General features: G+C 41.3%; 17 protein-coding genes, 2 tRNA genes, 3 rRNA genes and 4 pseudogenes. 16 read left to right on the top strand and 10 right to left on the bottom strand.

Annotated features, from left to right (window positions below; genetic code table 11):
- Positions 1-16: 16 nt before the first annotated feature.
- From AC4MDD_RS14545 to AC4MDD_RS14515, 7 genes are all read right to left on the bottom strand, one after another.
- The gene (locus AC4MDD_RS14545; protein WP_490751991.1) at positions 17-442 is read right to left on the bottom strand and encodes an organic hydroperoxide resistance protein; all 426 of its coding nucleotides are present in this window, start codon (positions 440-442) and stop codon (positions 17-19) included.
- Between the two features lie 217 nt (positions 443-659).
- Complete coding sequence (locus AC4MDD_RS14540) at positions 660-1,148, bottom strand: transposase (protein WP_490753591.1); 489 nt, start codon at positions 1,146-1,148, stop codon at positions 660-662.
- A 44-nt stretch (positions 1,149-1,192) separates the two neighbouring features.
- The gene (locus AC4MDD_RS14535; RefSeq protein WP_248115011.1) at positions 1,193-1,441 is read right to left on the bottom strand and encodes a transposase; all 249 of its coding nucleotides are present in this window, start codon (positions 1,439-1,441) and stop codon (positions 1,193-1,195) included.
- A 224-nt stretch (positions 1,442-1,665) separates the two neighbouring features.
- Positions 1,666-2,490: a carbon-nitrogen hydrolase family protein gene (locus tag AC4MDD_RS14530; protein ID WP_168159490.1), complete on the bottom strand. Its 825-nt coding sequence runs from the start codon at positions 2,488-2,490 to the stop codon at positions 1,666-1,668.
- A 23-nt stretch (positions 2,491-2,513) separates the two neighbouring features.
- Positions 2,514-3,035: an anti-anti-sigma factor GigB gene (gigB, locus tag AC4MDD_RS14525; protein ID WP_004692241.1), complete on the bottom strand. Its 522-nt coding sequence runs from the start codon at positions 3,033-3,035 to the stop codon at positions 2,514-2,516.
- A gap of 112 nt (positions 3,036-3,147) precedes the next feature.
- Positions 3,148-4,116 carry an RsbU family protein phosphatase GigA gene (gene gigA / locus AC4MDD_RS14520; protein WP_490751993.1) on the bottom strand — a complete coding sequence of 323 codons (969 nt, stop codon included), beginning with the start codon at positions 4,114-4,116 and terminating at the stop codon, positions 3,148-3,150.
- A gap of 98 nt (positions 4,117-4,214) precedes the next feature.
- Complete coding sequence (locus AC4MDD_RS14515) at positions 4,215-5,117, bottom strand: MlaA family lipoprotein (RefSeq protein ID WP_490751995.1); 903 nt, start codon at positions 5,115-5,117, stop codon at positions 4,215-4,217.
- A gap of 548 nt (positions 5,118-5,665) precedes the next feature.
- Between AC4MDD_RS14515 and AC4MDD_RS14510 the strand changes: the two genes are divergently transcribed.
- From AC4MDD_RS14510 to AC4MDD_RS14470, 9 genes and pseudogenes are all read left to right on the top strand, one after another.
- Positions 5,666-7,203 (top strand): 16S ribosomal RNA (locus tag AC4MDD_RS14510).
- Between the two features lie 61 nt (positions 7,204-7,264).
- Positions 7,265-7,341: transfer RNA gene (locus tag AC4MDD_RS14505), tRNA-Ile, on the top strand.
- Between the two features lie 67 nt (positions 7,342-7,408).
- A tRNA-Ala gene (locus AC4MDD_RS14500) sits at positions 7,409-7,484 on the top strand.
- Between the two features lie 435 nt (positions 7,485-7,919).
- Positions 7,920-10,813 (top strand): 23S ribosomal RNA (locus AC4MDD_RS14495).
- 175 nt (positions 10,814-10,988) lie between these two features.
- A 5S ribosomal RNA gene (gene rrf / locus AC4MDD_RS14490) occupies positions 10,989-11,103 on the top strand.
- Together the 16S, 23S and 5S rRNA genes with 2 tRNA genes alongside form the textbook arrangement of a ribosomal RNA operon.
- A 464-nt stretch (positions 11,104-11,567) precedes the next feature.
- Positions 11,568-11,750 (top strand): annotated as a pseudogene (locus tag AC4MDD_RS14485) (aromatic acid/H+ symport family MFS transporter); the annotation flags it as partial.
- Positions 11,751-11,802: 52 nt separating this feature from the next.
- The gene (locus AC4MDD_RS14480; RefSeq protein ID WP_491881931.1) at positions 11,803-12,828 is read left to right on the top strand and encodes an IS30-like element ISAba125 family transposase; all 1,026 of its coding nucleotides are present in this window, start codon (positions 11,803-11,805) and stop codon (positions 12,826-12,828) included.
- A 44-nt stretch (positions 12,829-12,872) separates the two neighbouring features.
- Positions 12,873-13,028 (top strand): hypothetical protein, encoded by a 156-nt coding sequence (locus tag AC4MDD_RS14475; RefSeq protein WP_491881930.1) that lies wholly within the window; start codon positions 12,873-12,875, stop codon positions 13,026-13,028.
- Positions 13,029-13,089: 61 nt separating this feature from the next.
- Complete coding sequence (locus tag AC4MDD_RS14470) at positions 13,090-13,401, top strand: ankyrin repeat domain-containing protein (RefSeq protein ID WP_178927795.1); 312 nt, start codon at positions 13,090-13,092, stop codon at positions 13,399-13,401.
- A gap of 55 nt (positions 13,402-13,456) precedes the next feature.
- Here the strand turns inward: AC4MDD_RS14470 and AC4MDD_RS14465 are convergent.
- The 3 genes and pseudogenes from AC4MDD_RS14465 to AC4MDD_RS14455 form a co-directional block, all read right to left on the bottom strand.
- A pseudogene (locus tag AC4MDD_RS14465) lies at positions 13,457-13,585 on the bottom strand (DJ-1/PfpI family protein); the annotation flags it as partial.
- A gap of 66 nt (positions 13,586-13,651) precedes the next feature.
- Positions 13,652-14,784, bottom strand: a protein-coding gene (locus AC4MDD_RS14460; RefSeq protein WP_227509860.1) for an IS3 family transposase whose coding sequence is annotated in 2 segments (ribosomal slippage) — positions 13,652-14,532 and positions 14,532-14,784 — 1,134 coding nt in all. Because the reading frame shifts where the segments join, the coding sequence is not laid out codon by codon here.
- A gap of 53 nt (positions 14,785-14,837) precedes the next feature.
- Positions 14,838-15,296, bottom strand: coding sequence for a DJ-1/PfpI family protein (locus tag AC4MDD_RS14455; protein WP_491881929.1), 459 nt, complete (start codon positions 15,294-15,296; stop codon positions 14,838-14,840).
- A 325-nt stretch (positions 15,297-15,621) separates the two neighbouring features.
- Between AC4MDD_RS14455 and AC4MDD_RS14450 the strand changes: the two genes are divergently transcribed.
- From AC4MDD_RS14450 to hisG, 7 genes and pseudogenes are all read left to right on the top strand, one after another.
- Complete coding sequence (locus AC4MDD_RS14450) at positions 15,622-17,076, top strand: RNA polymerase factor sigma-54 (protein ID WP_005400217.1); 1,455 nt, start codon at positions 15,622-15,624, stop codon at positions 17,074-17,076.
- A gap of 171 nt (positions 17,077-17,247) precedes the next feature.
- Positions 17,248-17,508: pseudogene (gene hpf, locus AC4MDD_RS14445) on the top strand (ribosome hibernation-promoting factor, HPF/YfiA family); the annotation flags it as partial.
- Between the two features lie 58 nt (positions 17,509-17,566).
- Positions 17,567-18,268 (top strand): IS1 family transposase, encoded by a 702-nt coding sequence (locus AC4MDD_RS14440; protein ID WP_004282344.1) that lies wholly within the window; start codon positions 17,567-17,569, stop codon positions 18,266-18,268.
- Positions 18,269-18,295: 27 nt separating this feature from the next.
- Positions 18,296-18,376: pseudogene (locus AC4MDD_RS14435) on the top strand (ribosome hibernation-promoting factor, HPF/YfiA family); the annotation flags it as partial.
- A 136-nt stretch (positions 18,377-18,512) separates the two neighbouring features.
- Positions 18,513-18,764 carry a BolA family iron metabolism protein IbaG gene (gene ibaG / locus AC4MDD_RS14430; RefSeq protein WP_004695019.1) on the top strand — a complete coding sequence of 84 codons (252 nt, stop codon included), beginning with the start codon at positions 18,513-18,515 and terminating at the stop codon, positions 18,762-18,764.
- Positions 18,765-18,770: 6 nt separating this feature from the next.
- On the top strand, positions 18,771-20,030 hold the full coding sequence (gene murA / locus AC4MDD_RS14425; RefSeq protein ID WP_004695018.1) for a UDP-N-acetylglucosamine 1-carboxyvinyltransferase: 1,260 nt from the start codon (positions 18,771-18,773) through the stop codon (positions 20,028-20,030).
- Positions 20,027-20,728: an ATP phosphoribosyltransferase gene (hisG, locus tag AC4MDD_RS14420; protein ID WP_004984172.1), complete on the top strand. Its 702-nt coding sequence runs from the start codon at positions 20,027-20,029 to the stop codon at positions 20,726-20,728. Before murA ends, hisG begins: the two co-directional genes overlap by 4 nt.
- Positions 20,729-20,740 lie beyond the last annotated feature (12 nt).

The raw sequence follows: 20,740 nt of genomic DNA, 5'->3' as shown, positions 1-20,740 counted from the left end.
GGATAGAAGAGATGACTTAAACAATTACATTCAATGTCACATCAATATTGCCACGTGTTGCATTTGAATAAGGGCAAACAATATGTGCTGCATCCACTAATTTTTGCGCTTCTGCTTGCTCTAAACCTTCTAAATGAATGTTCAAGGTCACTTGAATACCAAAGCCTGTTGGAATCGGGCCAATATCTACATCACCTTCGATATAAACATCAGGTGTAATTTTTAATTGGTCACGGTTAGCAACAAACTTCATTGCACCTAGAAAACATGCAGAATAACCTGCGGCAAAAAGCTGTTCAGGGTTCGTTCCACCACCTGCGCCGCCCATTTCTTTAGGAACGGTGAGTTTTACATCTAAAATTCCATCAGAAGTGGTTGCCCGACCATCACGGCCACCTGTCGCTTTAGCATGTGCTGTATAAACTACTTTTTCTAAAGACATTGTGATTCCCTGAATATTGTATTTGAGTTCTTATCCTGTCCTAAATTGCAGAAAGAATAAGCAGTGTTTTTGTAAATTTATACAGAGTATGCTTGCGTTTAAATTGAGGGTTTAGTTAATTAAAAATCAATGGTATAGAATTTTATTATTGTTTTTTTAACATTCGCAATCGGGGCTTATCGATGTGAATGAAAACTGAGAGTGATTCGAGCTATAGCTAAATACTAAATAAATCATTACAGTAATCTTTAAACAATTTATCAATATCTTTAACTCTAAATTTATTGCGAATCATTTTTACTCGTGACCACATTTTTTCTATAGGATTTAAGTCCGGGCTATATTTAGGAAGCCACACAATGTAATGGCCTGCACAACATATCAACTCCTGAAGCCTTGTTCCTTTGTGAAAGGTGGCATTATCCATAATCAATACACTGGTTTTTTTCAGCTTTGGCAATAAATCCTGTTCAATCCAGCATTCAAATACCTCGGTATTCACTGAACAATCAAATACTCCAACTGTAAGCAATCTATTTTCGATTAATGCGCCAATCGCATTGCTACAATTTTTTAACTGCCAGTTAAATTCAGCTTCAGCTCGCGCTCCTTTAGGGCTATAACTATGCGATCTCGTACTTTCGCTTTGAAAACCACTTTCATCGATATAAACCAGTGGTAATTGTTGTTCTAAACATTCAATCAAGTTCTGAAATTGCCGACGTTGATTTTGATCTGCTTTAGGGTGCTTTAACGTCTTTTTTTACGCGATATTCCTGCAGCATGTAGCGCATTAAATACTGCATGTGTACTGACACCAAAACGTTCTGCCCGTTCACTGATGTAATCATCGGGATATTGTTCAACATCATTCAATATTTGCTCTTTGCTAATTTTAGCTGGGCGACCAGGAATAGGTTTAGTTACAGTGGACTTTTTCCAATTCTGAATCGTCTGTATACAGACGTTAAAATGCTGTGCTGCTTTTCGCACAGACATTTTATCTCTAGTCATAATTTCTATGACTTTGTCTTTAAAATCTTTTGAATATCCCATGTTTCTATTGTTCTATATTTTTAAGTATTTGGCTATACTATTAATTTTAAAGATAAATAGAGTCATGTATTTTATGAGAGCTAGAGCTATTCCATGAAAGAGCAGCAGTGAATCAATATGAAGTTTTTGCGCGAAGACTGACGTTATTTTAAATGATCGTGGCTTGATTAAAATTGCACTAATTTTCGGTGTTGCATTAACGGCATGCTTTCACGGATTTGAGCTTGTTCTGCCAAGTCAAAAGGTACCGTAATCAACTGTGCACCTGGGTTAAGAATCAGATCCAAAACTTGACCACGGCTATTAGTTGCTGCTGCATGTCCCCAAGTCTGTCTTTTTTCACCATGCCAGCCTTGTTGCGCTGCGCCTAACACGATGCTTTGGCTATCCATCGCACGGGCTTGTAATAATAACTGCCAGTGCATTTGCCCCGTAGTGTAGGTAAATGCAGCAGGAGCAGTTAAAATATTTGCACCACGCGCGCGTAAAGTTAAAGCCAGTTCAGGAAAGCGTAAGTCATAGCAAACCATTAAGCCAATATTACCAAAAGGTGTTTTTGCCACAACGACATCTGTACCAGGTTCAAAAAACTTAGATTCTTGGTAGCCACCCACAGCATCGCCAACTTGTACGTCAAACAAATGAATTTTGTCATAACGTGCTTCAGTACGTTCAGGGCTAATGCAAAGACTGACTGTACGAACACGACCATCTTCAATAACAGAACCATCTGGACGGAACGGGCATGGGAGAGTACCTGCGACGATCCAGATCTGATATTGATGAGCAAGATTTTCTAAACGCTTTTGAATGTCTTCAAACTGTGCAGCGGTCTCACGTTGTTTGCCTGCGGCAAAACAAACGAAGTTTTCGGGGAATACAATAAGTTCAGCACCATTTGCTTTACTTTGTTGAATGAGAGACTCAATGACAAGGAAGTTTGCTTCGATGTCATTTTGAGAGTTCATCTGTACAACAGAAAGTAAAGTCATAAATGGGCCTATAAAATTTGTTGTTATGCGTTTTGTTGCTGTGACACTTGATCGAGGCTGTCTTGTTCTTTTTGCAACTGTTTGACCAGCGGTTCAAACATATTTTGATTACTTTGATTCAGTTCCATCAAAGTCTTATGCGCATCTAGTACGGTGTTTAACATATTACGATGTGTAATGTGTTCTTCCATCAGTTCGAGGGTACAAACGTTTGGATCGCCACAGTAGTTTAAAATCACAAAAACCTGCCCTAGCCCCATACTGTTGGCTAAGGTAGTGATATCAGAGTTGGTGGACAACATGACAGCTTGGATATTATGGATCTGTTTAAGCTTTAAGCCTAACTTTGCCAAAATGCCTAACACAGTGCTGTCGATGAATGTAGTTTGGGTTAAATCTACGATTGCACCAACAACATTTGACTGTTGTTCAATACGGTTTAAAAGTTTGTCTAGACTGATACAAGATTGGGCACGCACTTCGCCAATAAGCTTAAAAATATGCGTTCCATTCAAGCTTGCATATTCAACATGACCTGTTGACATATAAATGCCATTTGCAGAGAAGGATAGGAAATTATCCCATAGGGCAAATACTTACTCAAGTATCTAACAGCCTTAGAAGATAGGATATTGTAATAAGTTATTGATAATTTGATTAATTCATTCGACGTAAACTTAAAATGGCAATATCGTCTGCAACATGCTCTGGTGCTTCAAAGGATTGATTTTGCAAATGATAGACCAATTGTGTGAACTGATCGTTCAGTCCACCATTGAAGGGTTCGAGTGCGCCATCGGAACAAATAATGAAGCGGGCATGACGGTTGAGCACACATTCATGCTCTTCAACTTTCAGTTCTTCAGTAAGGCCTAAAGGAAAACTACTGGTATGTAATATTTTAGGAGCTTGATTTGGCTCAAAGATAATTGCGGGGGGGTAATGTCCTGCACTCGACCAACGAAGTTGATGTGTTTCGAGGTTTAAAATCCCTGCAATCATGGTGATGTGCTTTTCAATATTCTCTTGCACTAACATACCATTCAGTTTTTTAATGAGTTCACGCGGTGTTTTGGCACGACCATGAAAAGCCGCCATCCAAGAGGTTAATAAACTACTGGTGACCCCATGACCGGATACATCAGCCAAATAGAACATCACTTCTTTATCGCTAATTTTCCAATAATCAAACCAGTCTCCAGACAAATAAGCAGAAGGCTGAAAAAATGTTTCAACGGTGTAGTTTTGGAGCTCTATAGGGTTTGGTAAAAGTCGCTTTTGTAACTCTGCTGCGGAAGGCAGATCGCGACTGTCTTGATTACGCTTATATTGCGCATCAATTTTGAGTAAGGATTGCTGTGGATTGCTGGGGAGTTTATTCCACATCCAACCTGCTAAAGCACCGAGTTCCCATGCTTGGGCTAAAGCACTACCTTCATTTTCAAAGGCAAGGACAATGGTGGGCAGTGTCCATTTATAATCTAAATAATCTTGGATATCGGCAATAGCAATAATAGTCGGGTCATAAAGATCAAGGTCTTCTATGCGAATCATTTGCACACTTGGCAGTGTGTCTAGCACCTGTTCTAAATATGGAATATGGCGAGAGGGTTGAATGAAATACATAAAAAAAATGGCTTATCCTTAGCATTAAGCTATTGCTTTACTATAACAAGCAAATTACAGCTAGAGAAAAAAAATTCAACTCTAGCTGCAATACATTGTTATTCCGTATCTAACATTTGACGCGATTCATTGGTTGATGGAGAGCTAGAAGAATCATCATCACCGACATCATCAATGAACATCCCTTCAGATTCTTGGCCTTTTTTCTCGGCAATAATGAAGTTTTTACGTTGTAAATAAATATCACGAATTGAGGAATATTTGTCGCCTTGAATCGCACCTTCAATATCAATCAGTTGTGATCGCACATCAATACCACGTAAAGTCTGTTCCGCCCAATACAGGCCTTCTTCATCTTCTAATATGTATCTTTGTGGGCGCGCATAGCCATCAACAACCAAGCCAAAGCCATCACGGAAAGTACTTGGCCCAAAAATAGGAAGTACTAGGTATGGGCCAGATGGAACCCCCCAATAGCCAAGAGTCGTACCAAAGTTTTCATCTTCAGTTTCTAAACCTAAGCGCGAAGCAGGATCTGCAAAACCTAAAGTAGTTACCGTATTAATGGTAAATCGACCTAAAGTTTTTGCGGCACGGCCGGGACGACCTTGTATAAGTTGGTTCACCGCATTCCAAGGTTCACCGAGGTTTTTACGAAAGCCACTATAAGAGTCACGAATCGGAGAAGGGATCTTTTCTTTATATTCCACCGCAATTGGGCGAACGATCGCACGGTCTAAAGCATCATTGACGGCAAAAATTTGTCTATTTAAAGGTTGAAGCGGATCTTTTACATTATCAGGTTGTGCTGCATTGGCATCTACTTTTAAATCTTTTGCTTTAATATCCTTTAATTCTTTAAGCGAAGAAGATTGAGCTGTTTGCGGATCAGCACTGGTATCTATTTCGCTGGCAGCTGTAGGCGCTACATCTTCAGCAAATGCAAATGTTGTAAAGCCTACAAAGAGTAGACCAGCACATAAGTGGCGAATGTGTTGCATATAAAAGAGTTCCGGAACTTTATAATCAGCAGGTGAATTAAAAAAATAATCTTTTAACTATCTTAACAGCTCTTTATTGCTCATTGTTAAATCAAATTTTAAGAAATGTTAGTAAAAAAGCATCATTTTGCTGAATAAATAAACAAGTGGGAGTTTTTTTATAAATAATTGAGAAAAGGGGGTTGTGTTGAGTCGGGAATACTGTAGAATGCACATCCATCGGCGGTGATGTTGATTAAAACTTGTTAAGAAACAAGGATTTAGCCCAAGCGGCAGAATCTGAAAGTCTTGAATGAGTTTAAAATAATTAACAAAACCAGTTGACTTCTTCTTGGAAGAGAGTAGTATAGCCGACCTAGCTTGCTGATGACGAATCAGCAAGAAGATCATTAAGAGATTATGAAGAACAACTTGTGTGGATTTTTACTGATTGATCGATCGAAAATATTTCATTGATTGATGGTAAAAATTACTCGAAGTTTATTTGAGAAATATTTGTCAGAAAATTGATGAGCCAAGATTTGTAGCCATAAGCTACTAATGATTTTTAACTGAAGAGTTTGATCATGGCTCAGATTGAACGCTGGCGGCAGGCTTAACACATGCAAGTCGAGCGGGGAGATGTAGCTTGCTACATTTCCTAGCGGCGGACGGGTGAGTAATGCTTAGGAATCTGCCTATTAGTGGGGGACAACATTCCGAAAGGAATGCTAATACCGCATACGCCCTACGGGGGAAAGCAGGGGATCTTCGGACCTTGCGCTAATAGATGAGCCTAAGTCAGATTAGCTAGTTGGTGGGGTAAAGGCCTACCAAGGCGACGATCTGTAGCGGGTCTGAGAGGATGATCCGCCACACTGGGACTGAGACACGGCCCAGACTCCTACGGGAGGCAGCAGTGGGGAATATTGGACAATGGGCGAAAGCCTGATCCAGCCATGCCGCGTGTGTGAAGAAGGCCTTTTGGTTGTAAAGCACTTTAAGCGAGGAGGAGGCTACTTAGATTAATACTCTAGGATAGTGGACGTTACTCGCAGAATAAGCACCGGCTAACTCTGTGCCAGCAGCCGCGGTAATACAGAGGGTGCGAGCGTTAATCGGATTTACTGGGCGTAAAGCGTGCGTAGGCGGCTTTTTAAGTCGGATGTGAAATCCCTGAGCTTAACTTAGGAATTGCATTCGATACTGGGAAGCTAGAGTATGGGAGAGGATGGTAGAATTCCAGGTGTAGCGGTGAAATGCGTAGAGATCTGGAGGAATACCGATGGCGAAGGCAGCCATCTGGCCTAATACTGACGCTGAGGTACGAAAGCATGGGGAGCAAACAGGATTAGATACCCTGGTAGTCCATGCCGTAAACGATGTCTACTAGCCGTTGGGGCCTTTGAGGCTTTAGTGGCGCAGCTAACGCGATAAGTAGACCGCCTGGGGAGTACGGTCGCAAGACTAAAACTCAAATGAATTGACGGGGGCCCGCACAAGCGGTGGAGCATGTGGTTTAATTCGATGCAACGCGAAGAACCTTACCTGGTCTTGACATAGTAAGAACTTTCCAGAGATGGATTGGTGCCTTCGGGAACTTACATACAGGTGCTGCATGGCTGTCGTCAGCTCGTGTCGTGAGATGTTGGGTTAAGTCCCGCAACGAGCGCAACCCTTTTCCTTATTTGCCAGCGGGTTAAGCCGGGAACTTTAAGGATACTGCCAGTGACAAACTGGAGGAAGGCGGGGACGACGTCAAGTCATCATGGCCCTTACGACCAGGGCTACACACGTGCTACAATGGTCGGTACAAAGGGTTGCTACCTAGCGATAGGATGCTAATCTCAAAAAGCCGATCGTAGTCCGGATTGGAGTCTGCAACTCGACTCCATGAAGTCGGAATCGCTAGTAATCGCGGATCAGAATGCCGCGGTGAATACGTTCCCGGGCCTTGTACACACCGCCCGTCACACCATGGGAATTTGTTGCACCAGAAGTAGGTAGTCTAACCGCAAGGAGGACGCTTACCACGGTGTGGCCGATGACTGGGGTGAAGTCGTAACAAGGTAGCCGTAGGGGAACCTGCGGCTGGATCACCTCCTTAACGAAAGATTGACGATTGGTAAGAATCCACAACAAGTTGTTCTTCATGACGATGTATCTGAGGGTCTGTAGCTCAGTTGGTTAGAGCACACGCTTGATAAGCGTGGGGTCACAAGTTCAAGTCTTGTCAGACCCACCAAATCTGACTAACAAGCATTGTTAAATGCTGAATACAGAAAACAGAAACATTGACTTATTGATAAGCTGGGGACTTAGCTTAGTTGGTAGAGCGCCTGCTTTGCACGCAGGAGGTCAGGAGTTCGACTCTCCTAGTCTCCACCAAATTTTAAGAATAGAAAACTTAAAGCACTGCTTTAAGGCTTTTCCTTGAAATTTAAGCAAGAAGCTATGCTTCGCGCAGATAGGTTGGATTACAGAAATTAGTAAGTAGATAACTTATTAACTTCTGTGATTTATCACAGTTTCCTGACCTGACGAAGGCTGGAAAAATCATTAACAGAATATATTTGAGTTGAAATAATTTGTTCATACTCGTTTTTAAGATCGACATTAACAGTGATTTATTACTGATTGATGAAGATTGAAGAAATGAGTTACTAGCGAAATTAACTGAATCAAGCGTTTTGGTATGTGAATTGAATTGAAGCTGTACAGTGTTTAAGTACACAGAACAACAAACTGTAAGGAAGTGATGAGAAATCATCATAGACTGTCTTAATCCTACTTGTAGGGATTAACGACTGTTTGGGGTTGTATAGTCAAGTAATTAAGTGCATGTGGTGGATGCCTTGGCAGTCAGAGGCGATGAAAGACGTAATAGCCTGCGATAAGCTCCGGGGAGGCGGCAAATATCCTGTGATCCGGAGATTTCTGAATGGGGAAACCCACCTGTCATAAGGCAGGTATCGTATGATGAATACATAGTCATACGAGGCGAACGAGGGGAAGTGAAACATCTCAGTACCCTTAGGAAAAGAAATCAATTGAGATTCCCTCAGTAGCGGCGAGCGAACGGGGAAAAGCCCATTAAGTCATATCAGTTTTAGTGGAATGCTCTGGGAAGTGCAACCATAGTGGGTGATAGTCCTGTACACGAAAGGGCTGATATGATGATGTCGAGTAGGGCGGGGCACGTGAAACCTTGTCTGAATATGGGGGGACCATCCTCCAAGGCTAAATACTCCTGACTGACCGATAGTGAACCAGTACCGTGAGGGAAAGGCGAAAAGAACCCCTGTGAGGGGAGTGAAATAGATCCTGAAACCGCATGCATACAAGCAGTGGGAGCCGACTTGTTCGGTGACTGCGTACCTTTTGTATAATGGGTCAGCGACTTACATTCAGTAGCGAGGTTAACCGCATAGGGGAGCCGTAGAGAAATCGAGTCTTAATAGGGCGTTTAGTTGCTGGGTGTAGACCCGAAACCGGGTGATCTATCCATGAGCAGGTTGAAGGTTGGGTAACACTAACTGGAGGACCGAACCCACTGTCGTTGAAAAGCCAGGGGATGACTTGTGGATAGGGGTGAAAGGCTAATCAAACTCGGTGATAGCTGGTTCTCCCCGAAAGCTATTTAGGTAGCGCCTCGGACGAATACCATTGGGGGTAGAGCACTGTTTCGGCTAGGGGGTCATCCCGACTTACCAAACCGATGCAAACTCCGAATACCAATGAGTACTATCCGGGAGACAGACTGCGGGTGCTAACGTCCGTAGTCAAGAGGAAAACAATCCAGACCGCCAGCTAAGGCCCCAAAATTATAGTTAAGTGGGAAACGATGTGGGAAGGCATAGACAGCTAGGAGGTTGGCTTAGAAGCAGCCACCCTTTAAAGAAAGCGTAATAGCTCACTAGTCGAGTCGGCCTGCGCGGAAGATGTAACGGGGCTAAAACTATATGCCGAAGCTGCGGATTTGCAATTTATTGCAAGTGGTAGGGGAGCGTTCTGTAAGCCGATGAAGGTGTATTGAGAAGTATGCTGGAGGTATCAGAAGTGCGAATGCTGACGTGAGTAACGACAATGCGAGTGAAAAACTCGCACGCTGAAAGACCAAGGGTTCCAGTCCAACGTTAATCGGGGCTGGGTGAGTCGACCCCTAAGGCGAGGCCGAGAGGCGTAGTCGATGGGAAATTGGTTAATATTCCAATACTTCTATGTAATGCGATGAGAGGACGGAGAAGGTTAAGTCAGCCTGGCGTTGGTTGTCCAGGTGGAAGGTTGTAGGCATGTATCTTAGGCAAATCCGGGGTACTGTATGCTGAGAACTGATAGCAAGCTGTACTTGTACAGTGAAGTGGCTGATACCATGCTTCCAGGAAAAGTCTCTAAGCTTCAGTTACATAGGAATCGTACCCGAAACCGACACAGGTGGTCAGGTCGAGTAGACCAAAGCGCTTGAGAGAACTCTGCTGAAGGAACTAGGCAAAATGGTACCGTAACTTCGGGAGAAGGTACGCTGCCGACGGTGATAGGATTTACTCCTTGAGCTATTGGCAGCCACAGAAACCAGGCCCCTGCAACTGTTTATTAAAAACATAGCACTCTGCAAACACGAAAGTGGACGTATAGGGTGTGATGCCTGCCCGGTGCTGGAAGGTTAATTGATGGGGTTAGCGTAAGCGAAGCTCTTGATCGAAGCCCCAGTAAACGGCGGCCGTAACTATAACGGTCCTAAGGTAGCGAAATTCCTTGTCGGGTAAGTTCCGACCTGCACGAATGGCATAATGATGGGGGCGCTGTCTCCAGCAGAGACTCAGTGAAATCGAATTCGCCGTGAAGATGCGGTGTACCCGCGGCTAGACGGAAAGACCCCGTGAACCTTTACTGCAGCTTGACATTGAACTTTGATCTTACTTGTGTAGGATAGGTGGGAGGCTTTGAAACCGAGACGCTAGTTTCGGTGGAGCCAATCTTGAAATACCACCCTGGTAATATTGAGGTTCTAACTCTGTCCCGTTATCCGGGACGAGGACCATGTCTGGTGGGTAGTTTGACTGGGGCGGTCTCCTCCTAAAGAGTAACGGAGGAGTACGAAGGTGCGCTCAGCGTGGTCGGAAATCACGCGTAGAGTATAAAGGCAAAAGCGCGCTTAACTGCGAGACCCACAAGTCGAGCAGGTACGAAAGTAGGTCTTAGTGATCCGGTGGTTCTGTATGGAAGGGCCATCGCTCAACGGATAAAAGGTACTCTGGGGATAACAGGCTGATACCGCCCAAGAGTTCATATCGACGGCGGTGTTTGGCACCTCGATGTCGGCTCATCTCATCCTGGGGCTGAAGCAGGTCCCAAGGGTATGGCTGTTCGCCATTTAAAGAGGTACGCGAGCTGGGTTTAGAACGTCGTGAGACAGTTCGGTCCCTATCTACCGTGGGCGTTGGAAATTTGAGAGGATCTGCTCCTAGTACGAGAGGACCAGAGTGGACGAACCTCTGGTGTACCGGTTGTGACGCCAGTCGCATCGCCGGGTAGCTATGTTCGGAAGGGATAACCGCTGAAAGCATCTAAGCGGGAAGCCTACCTCAAGATAAGATTTCCCTAGGACTTTATGTCCTCTAAAGAGCCGTTGAAGACTACGACGTTGATAGGTTGGATGTGGAAGCATAGTGATATGTGAAGCTGACCAATACTAATTGCTCGTGAGGCTTGACTATACAACACCCAAACAGTTGGTGTTGTGGTTCAAATCACTGCAAACAACTTGATTTAGTTATAAAGCTAGATAAAATATCCAACTCAAATATACCTGTTAATAACTCATTTGATGAAAGTTAGGCACGAAGAGCACTGCTCTGAGGTTAGACCCAACGAATAGTCATAAACAGTTGTGCTGGCGACAATAGCAAGAGTGAACCACCTGATCCCTTCCCGAACTCAGAAGTGAAACCTCTTAGCGCTGATGGTAGTGTGGAGTTATCCATGTGAGAGTAAGTCATCGCCAGCTCATTAATTCTAAATCCCCCTCCGCTAAGCGCTGAGGGGGATTTTTTATGCTGAAAATATTAAATAATAAACGAATCAATCGTCTAATTGAGATTTATCGTAATTAAATAAAACATCCTAAATAGTCATAATTATTATTTAAATTAAACTTTATATTTTTTATTCCTATTTTGAATTAATTTTTACTCTCAGCTAAATACTATATCTAATTTAAGTTAGGCTTTTATTGTAGATTTTTATTTTCTACAAGAAAATCGAGTATTAATAGTTGGTTTTATTTATTTTTAATGCGAATTAAATCACTTATTTAGACTAATGTTGAATTTTTATATCACTATAAATTGTGTGAATATAACACCAAATTACTTTGGTGAATGACTTCTGTTTGGGCTGAATTAGCACATTATAAAAACTGAAGGGCGCTAGTTAAAGTGCAATGAAACAATAGCTCATAGGAGGTGAATAATGTCAGCTAAAGCAGTTAATGTGAATGATATTATTGATCGTGCAAAATTTTCGGGTTTCCATTTTCAAGTTGTTGCTTGGTGTCTGCTAATTATTTTATTTGATGGTTATGATTTGGCAATTAATGGTGTGGTATTGCCATTATTAATGGAAGACTGGGGCTTAAGTGCTGTACAGGCGGGGCAGAGTAAAACTTGAAGTGCGACATAAACCACCTAATTAATTTAAAGGGTTTATGGAGTATATAAAATTGTCATACCATCATCTTAACTTTGAAGATCGTACTGCATTAATGCTTGAGTCAAGAAAAGAAGGCTTTTCAGCCAGAAAATTTGCTGAACTCATTAAAAGACATCCTAGTACGATCTATCGTGAGCTTAAAAGAAATAGCATCAATGACGTTTATCAAGCTCAATATGCTTCTGATAACACCTTCGCTAGACGTAGACGTGGTCATAGAAAACTCAAAATCGATTCAATCCTTTGGAAATTTATTGTTGAAGCGATCCGTTGTTTATGGTCTCCTCAGCAAATAGCAAAGCGTTTAAAGACATTTCCTGATTTGGATCAAACAATGAATGTAAGCCATACAACGATTTACTCAACTATACGAGCATTACCAAAGGGTGAGTTGAAAAAAGACTTATTATCCTGTCTGCGTCATGAAAATAAAAAGCGAAAAGCTAACGGTGAACCTAAAAAAGATTCTATATTACAGGATATTAAAACTATTCATGAGCGCCCAGCCGAAGTTCAAGAAAGAAAAATACCGGGTCATTGGGAAGCTGATTTAATTAAAGGTAAAGACAATAAAAGTTCGATAGCAACACTTATTGAACGAAATACACGGCTCTGTATCTTGGCAACATTACCTGATGCAAAGGCAGAATCCGTGCGCAAGGCTTTAACTGAAGCTCTGAAATATTTACCTGCAGAACTGCGTAAAACGTTGACCTATGACCGTGGACGTGAGATGTCAGAACATAAAAAACTCGAAGAAGATTTAGGCATAGATGTATATTTCTGTGACCCACATTCACCCTGGCAAAAAGGCACATGCGAAAATATGAATGGTTTAATTAGGCAATATTTACCTAAAGGGATTGATTTAAATCAGGCAGATCAGCATTATTTAAATCAAGTTGCCATGTCACTGAATACTCGTCCTAGAAAAGCGTTAGATTGGCTTACACCATTAGAGAAGTTTGCTCAGCTTGTTGATTATCATAAGGCTTTTGAAACTGTCGCACCTCATGTTTGAATTCGCCGTTGTATAAAGGGGAAATTCATCGGAAAGTTGCGTTAATGGCACGTAAGGGTAAATTTGAACATTGGCATGATGATTTTACTGATATTTATAACCAAAGATATGGTTATCGGCATCATGGTAAGTATGATAAGAACTTTAAAGATGCATTTAATATTGTGAAAAATAATATTGAAAAAAATGGAGAGCTTTAATATTTGTTGACCACAGAGTACTTTATGCATTTAATAAATCCAAAGCTTTGGAATAAAATATATGAAACTTACCTCATTCTCCCCAATTCCTGAAAACGATGATGAACTGCATTTACCTGAACTGGTGTATTGGGCATCTTTAGGTGAACTCGCTGAAGTAGAAAAAAGTCTCGCCAATGGTGTAGATGTGAACTCGACAGATGATGAAGGCTATAGTGCACTCCAAGCGGCGGCTGAAAATGGCTATCTAGATGTGGTGAAACTACTGGTTGAAAAAGGTGCGAATATCCACTACAAAGGTGAATATACTGCGCTTCAACTGGCTGAAATGGCAGAACAAGTAGAAATTATTGAATACTTAAAAAGTCTGTAACTTTTAAAAATGAATAAAAGAGCCTGCTCAATATCAGGCTCTTTTTTTTTGCATCTTAAATGGACGAATTGGATTCGAGTTCTTTTAATATTGCTTGATTAAAAGCGGGAATATCCTCTGAACTACGTGAACTGATGAGTGTCCAACCACCTACTTTACATTTGTGAACGGCTTCATCGACCCATATAGAGAGGTGGTCCCACTTGTTTGAACAACTAAAAGCGTATTTATAAGTGATATTCCGCTCTAGTTAAGCCACCTTGTTTTGTTGGGGTAGCTGATCATAGTAAAACTCATTTGGTGTCAATTTGTCTAGACTCGAATGAGGTCGTTTCAAATTATAAAACTCAAAATATGCACTCAATTGCTTTTTCGCATCTGTGACACTGCTATAAGCTTTGAGATACACCTCTTCATATTTAACGCTCCGCCATAATCGTTCAACCATCACATTATCAATCCATCGACCTTTACCATCCATACTGATTTGAATGCCATTTGATTTCAATACATCAATAAATGCATCACTGGTGAACTGACTGCCTTGGTCTGTATTAAATATTTCAGGTGATCCATATTTTTCAATTGCTTCATTTAAAGCCGAAATACAAAAATCCACCTCCATACTAATCGATACCCTATGCGCAAGTACCTTGCGGCTATGCCAATCAATCACAGCACATAAATAAACAAAGCCTTTTGCCATAGGGATATACGTTATATCCGTAGACCACACTTGATTACTGCGCAGAATAGCCAACCCTTTGAGCAGATATGGATATTTACGGTGAGCTTGATTAGCCTGGCTTAAATTTGGTTTGCAATATAACGCCTGAATACCCATTTTCTTCATTAAAGTACGTGTATGACGTCGTCCTATATGATGCCCTTGACGATTCAACAAATCACGCATCATACGACTGCCTGCAAAAGGATATTGCATATGTAATTCATCAATACATCGCATCAGTTTCAGATCTGATGAGCTAACAGGTTTTGGGCGATAATAATAACAACCACGAGAGACTTTCAGTAACTTAGCCTGTTTAGATACTGAAATCTGAAGTGAGTGATCGATTAACTTTTGTGGTTGAAGCGGCCCAGTTTCTTCAACACACCTTCTAAAAAATCAATTTCTAATGCCTGCTCACCGATTTTTGCATGTAACTTTTTAAGATCAATGGGGGGTTCTGATGGAGCTTTTGATTGATCGAAAGCTTGCGAGGAAGCTGAGATCAATTGATTTTTCCAGTCAATAATTTGGTTTTGATGAACATCAAACTCAGAACTCAATTCAGCAAGTGTTTTTTCTGCTTTGATCGCAGCAAGTGCTACCTTAGCTTTAAAGTCGTTTGAATGATTTCTTCTTGGTCTACGTGCCATAAAATACTCCATATATTGATGTTTATAACATCATTTGAGGAGCAGAATATCACTTATAGGAGTTGTTCAAATTTCCGGATCCATCTCTTAGCACCTGCATTTTCCAGATCGAGTCGTATACTTTGATGCGAAGTCAGATGCTTAGTTTTAATCCGTTCAGCATTAATCAAAACCCAAGCCGCATGACAAATCACAGCTATCGGTTTGGCTTGGTTGCTAAAACTTTGGATAATTTCGAGCGCTTTAGGATGGTGGCGTAAGAGATCAGCATTAACTGCACCGCCGGGGATAATTAGCAAATCGTAGTCGTCATAATGAACATGATCCAAATCGACGTCTGGAGGATAGCTTGCTGCCGATTCTGAGTCCATTTTGACAGTTCGAACATCGTGAGCTTCAATCGCGGCATGAATGCATTCTATGCCTTTGGACTGTAGAAAATGGAGAGGCTGAATTAGCTCATCATACTCTACGCCTACATTTGAGGTTATAAACAATACTTTTTGAGTCATATAAACCCCCTAAAAAATGTCTATGCTTTAGCCTAACAAAGCAGCATGATTCAGATGTTTTGATTTAACGGACTCTTGTAAGTAAGTGAAAGTAGCCGATGCAGTGTTTCGTGTAACTTTAGACTGTGTGAGGGTTTTAATGAGCCTTTTCAATAATTGATATGCATTAATACATCCATAAAATCTAAAACTAGGTAGGAAATAAAAAACAATCTGCTCAAAAAATGTAGGTTTTTTGAATTTTCTATGCTATAAAAAATAAAACGGCACAAAAATTGCTTATAAAGCGTGCTTTAAAAATAGTTGTATTGATGAGTAGAGTTTTATGAAGTTATCGGTTGGATTGAAAGTTTCGAACTCTTTGTCGTTAACCCCCCAATTACAACAAGCTATTCGATTGCTTCAATTGTCGAGCCTTGAACTTGAACAAGAAATTCAGATTCAACTCGACAGCAATCCACTCTTAGAAAAAGTAGAAGAACAGTCATCTATCGAAAGCTTATCCAGTGTGCAAGAGCAAGAACAGGATAAGAAAGATTTGACCAACGAACTCAACGCCGACCATTTACCCGATGATTTACCCGTCGATACCGACTGGGATGATGTCTATACGCATCAACCAACCAGTTTGGGCGCGGCAGAATTTGAAGAGCGAGAAGATAATCGCCAAGGTCATTTGGGCTTAAAAGAGCATATGCTTGAGCAAATCAATCTGTTGCATTTTTCGCAAGTAGATATGTTGATTGCTTATTGCATTATTGACTCGTTGGACGATAAAGGTTTTTTAGACAGTGATATTTCAGAAATAACGACTTCAGTTCAACATCTTTTAACCAGCATGGACTATGACGACGAAGTCGAAGATGACGAAGTGGTTGTGGTGCTCAAGCATATTCAGCGTTTAGACCCACTTGGCGTTGGGGCGCGGAATCTTGCAGAGTGCTTAATGGTACAGTTGGAAGCCTTGCCGATGCAGACCGCATGTCGAAATGATGCCATGAATCTGCTGAAAAACTATGAACTATTGATCAGCAATGAACTAGCGAAACTGATTAAACAAACGGGTTTAAATCAAGAGCAGCTCAAGTGCGCGGTTGATTTATTGAAAACGCTAAAAGCACATCCAGGACTTGAGTTTGAAGATAAAGACTCGGATTATCAAATTCCTGATGTCGTGGTAATGAAGAAAAACGAACAATGGCAAGTGGCTTTAAATCCTGATGTGATGCCAAAACTTCGTGTGAACTCGTTTTATGCCAATATGATTAAGCGCGCAGATCAAAGTGAAGATAATCAATACTTACGTAATCAAATGTTGGATGCGAAGAACTTTATTAAAAGTGTCGATGAACGCCATAAAACTTTACTGAAAGTGGCGACGTGTATCATTGAACATCAGCGTGCATTTTTAGAAATTGGTGCTGAAGGGATGAAGCCTTTGGTACTTCGAGATATTGCAGAAGAAGTTGAATTGCATGAGTCGACCGTCTCTCGGGTGACCACGAACAAATATATGCTGACGCCGCGCGGCTTGTTCGAGTTGAAATATTTCTTTTCAAGCCATGTGGGCACAACTTCAGGCGGTGAAGCATCTTCAACTGCAATTCGTGCCAAGATTAAAAAATTGATTGCTGAAGAGAATGCACGTAAACCGTTGTCTGATAACGCAATTGCCAATCTGTTAAAGGACGATGGGATTGATGTAGCGCGTCGGACAGTGGCAAAGTATCGCGAATCGTTACATATTCCGTCATCTTCTGAACGAAAAGTCTTGATCTAAAATTTAAAATCTGACTATTCTAGAGGTTCATTATGACAACATAATGAACCTCTTTTTTCTTTAAGGAATGGCGAAAATGATTTGATGTTTCTATGCGCGCTGGTTGTTTTGCAGTCATTAAATCGTCTTGGCTTTTCCTCATTAATCCTAATGAAGGTGAGGGATAGATATATGCAAATAACAATTCGTGGACATCATTTGAGCATTACCCCAGCTATTGAAGATACCATTCGCTGCAAATTTGCAGAAATGACCAAGCATATTGATCAGGTGAACAGTATGCAGGTGAAATTAACCAAGGATCATCAGGTCGATAAGCACACTAAAAAAGGCAGTAGCAATCATATTGCAGAAGCAATTATCCGTTTACCGGGCATTGAATTTTTTGCTCAGGCTTCAGCAGATGATATGTATACGTCGATTAAAAAATTGGTGGTGTATCAAAAAGTATGCTAAAAAAAAGCAGGTTGAATTTTGATAAAATAGAGAAATGCAAATAACTCTAGAAATCAAATGTCCAACCTGCCTCAGTGACAGTATAAAGAAAAATGGCATCAAAGTAGATGGGAAACAAAACTACCAATGCAAAGACTGCAAACGTCAGTTTATTGGTGACCATGCTCTGAGCTATCTAGGATGTAATTCTGGCATTACTCGTAAAATATTACAGTTAATGGTCAGAGGCAGCGGTATACGAGATATCGCTGAAGTTGAGCGCATTAGTATCGGTAAAGTCTTACGGACTTTAACTGAATCGGCCTATCAAATTCAGCCTAAACAAAGTCATTATGAATCTCTCGAAGTAGATGAATTCTGGACTTTTGTTGGAAATAAAAATAATAAACAATGGCTTATTTACGCTTACCATCGAGAAACAGGTGAGATTGTTGCTTATGTTTGGGGTAAGAGAGATTTAGCTACAGTCCAAAGGTTGAAGACAAAGCTTAAACAATTAGGTATTCACTACACCCGAATTGCAAGTGATCATTGGGACAGTTTCATCACTGCTTTTAAAAACTGCAAGCAAAGTATTGGTAAGTTTTTTACTGTAGGAATTGAAGGTAATAATTGCAAAATAAGGCATCGAATAAGGCGTGGTTTTAGAAGAAGTTGTAATTTCTCCAAAAAGCTTGAAAACCATTTTAAAGCCTTCGACTTAACCTTCTTTTACATCAATAATGGCTTCATTTAATGTCAGCATACTTTTTAAAACACCACCAAAAAATTATCAGAAAAACTAAAAAGACAGCTCGATAAGCACCGTAAAATGCAGCAAGTTTACCAACCGATCGCCATTTAGTTTGATTTTTATGCAAAAAGAGGTTTTTTAAAACCTCTTTTTTTATATATAAAGTGTGCGGGTTTATGATTTATTTTTCAGATTTATAGTAAAATGGCAGGTTTTTACACCGTTGGTCCTATAAGAGGTCTTTGTGATGAATAGTGAACAGCTCACTGAAATTTTAAAAGCTGCTTTTCCTGAAGCTGAAGTTGCAGTTAGTGGGCAAGGCGGAAAGTTTGACTTACGTATTGTCGACGACCAATTCGAAGGCAAACGTCCTGTTGCACGTCAGCAAGCTGTTTATGCACCATTAAATTCTTATATCGCAAGTGGCGAAGTGCATGCGGTGACTATTCGTGCAATGACTAAAGAAGAATGGCGTAAAGCAAGCTTATTCGGAGCTTAAAATTAGATGGATAAATTTTTAATTCAAGGTGGCACTAAGCTCGAAGGCGAAGTTCGTATTTCGGGTGCTAAAAATGCTGCCTTGCCGTTGCTTGCAGCAATGATTTTGCCTGAAACCCCAACCAAGCTCACCAACGTGCCGCATTTAAAAGATGTAAATACCTTGGTGCAGTTGATTGGTGGTCTAGGCATTACCATGACCTACGAAGGCGACACGGTTACTGCGGATACATCAACACTAGACAATCAGTTTGCACCGTATGAGTTGGTGAAAACCATGCGTGCATCTATTTTAGTGCTGGGCCCATTGGTGGCGCGCTATGGTAGTGCAAAAGTGTCTTTGCCGGGTGGATGTGCGATTGGCTCGCGCCCAGTCGATCAACATTTAAAAGCTTTAGAAGCTTTAGGTGCAGAGATTGAAGTTGAAGCGGGTTATGTACACGCTAAAGTCGATGGTCGCCTAAAAGGTGGCGAAGTCGTTTTTGATATGGTGACCGTGGGTGGTACCGAAAATATCTTAATGGCTGCGGCATTGGCAGAAGGCGTGACTACGATTCGTAATGCGGCACGTGAACCTGAAATTACGGACCTTGCGAAAATGTTGATCGCGATGGGTGCAAAAATTGAAGGATTAGACACAGATACCTTAGTGGTCACAGGTGTTGAAAAACTACATGGCTGTGAATATGCTGTGGTTGCTGACCGTATTGAAACGGGTTCGTATTTGGCTGCTGCGGCCATTACCGGTGGTCGTGTAAAAACTACACATACTGATCCAACTTTGATGGAATCGGTCTTAGAAAAGTTTGAAGAAATGGGCGCGGAAGTGACCCGTGGTGATGATTGGATCGAGCTTGATATGATGGGTAAACGCCCGAAAGCAGTGAGTTTCCAAACGCTTCCACATCCAGACTTTCCAACTGATATGCAAGCACAGATTATGGCGGTTAATGCCATTGGTCGTGGTTTTGCTACTATTTCTGAAACGATTTTTGAAAACCGTTTTATGCACGTACCTGAATTGTCACGTATGGGTGCCAATATTCAGGTCGAAGGTAATGATGCTGTTGTGACGGGTGTAGAGAAACTTTCTGCAGCACCCGTGATGGCAACAGATTTACGTGCTTCTTTCTCTCTAGTGTTAGCTGCACTTGCTGCTGATGGTGAGACGCTGATTGATCGTATCTATCATATTGACCGCGGTTATGAAGATGTCGAAGCGAAATTACAAGGTATAGGCGCCCAAATTAAGCGAGTAAGTTCATGAGCGATATGAGAAACGATGATCCAAATTTTGATGTAATGGGCAATTTTGATCATGGTTTAACATTGGCATTGAGTAAAGGTCGTATTTTAAAAGAAACCCTGCCTTTACTTGAAACGGCTGGAATTAACTTACTGGAAGATCCTGATAAGTCACGTAAGTTAATTTTCCCAACCACCCATAAACAAGTCCGTATTTTAATTTTACGTGCTTCTGACGTACCCACCTATGTGGAGAATGGTGCGGCGGATATTGGTGTTGCGGGTAAAGACGTGCTTATGGAACATGGCGCGCAAAACGTTTATGAACCGCTCGATCTAAAAATCGCAGTATGTAAACTGATGACTGCAGGCAAAGTTGGCATGGAGCGTCCAAAAGGGCGTTTAAAAATTGCCACTAAATACGTAAACTTAACCCGTCAGTACTATGCAAGCTTAGGTGAGCAAGTCGATGTGATTAAGTTGTACGGTTCAATGGAACTTGCACCGTTGGTGGGTTTGGGCGATTATATTGTTGACGTGGTCGATACTGGGAATACTTTACGTGCCAATGGTTTAGAACCTTTGGAAGAAATTTGTAAAGTGTCTTCACGTCTGATCGTGAACAAGGCAAGTTTCAAACGTAAGCAAGCACTGTTAAACCCAATTCTTGCACAGTTAGAAACAGCAGTCGCTGAACGTGAAGCGTTAAAAAACAAATAAGTTGATCTTTTT

The organism is Acinetobacter sp. CAU_H_29a_1, assembly GCF_058599505.1.
The sequence above is the reverse complement of the archived record's forward strand: the minus strand, read 5'-3'. Positions and strand labels throughout refer to the sequence as shown.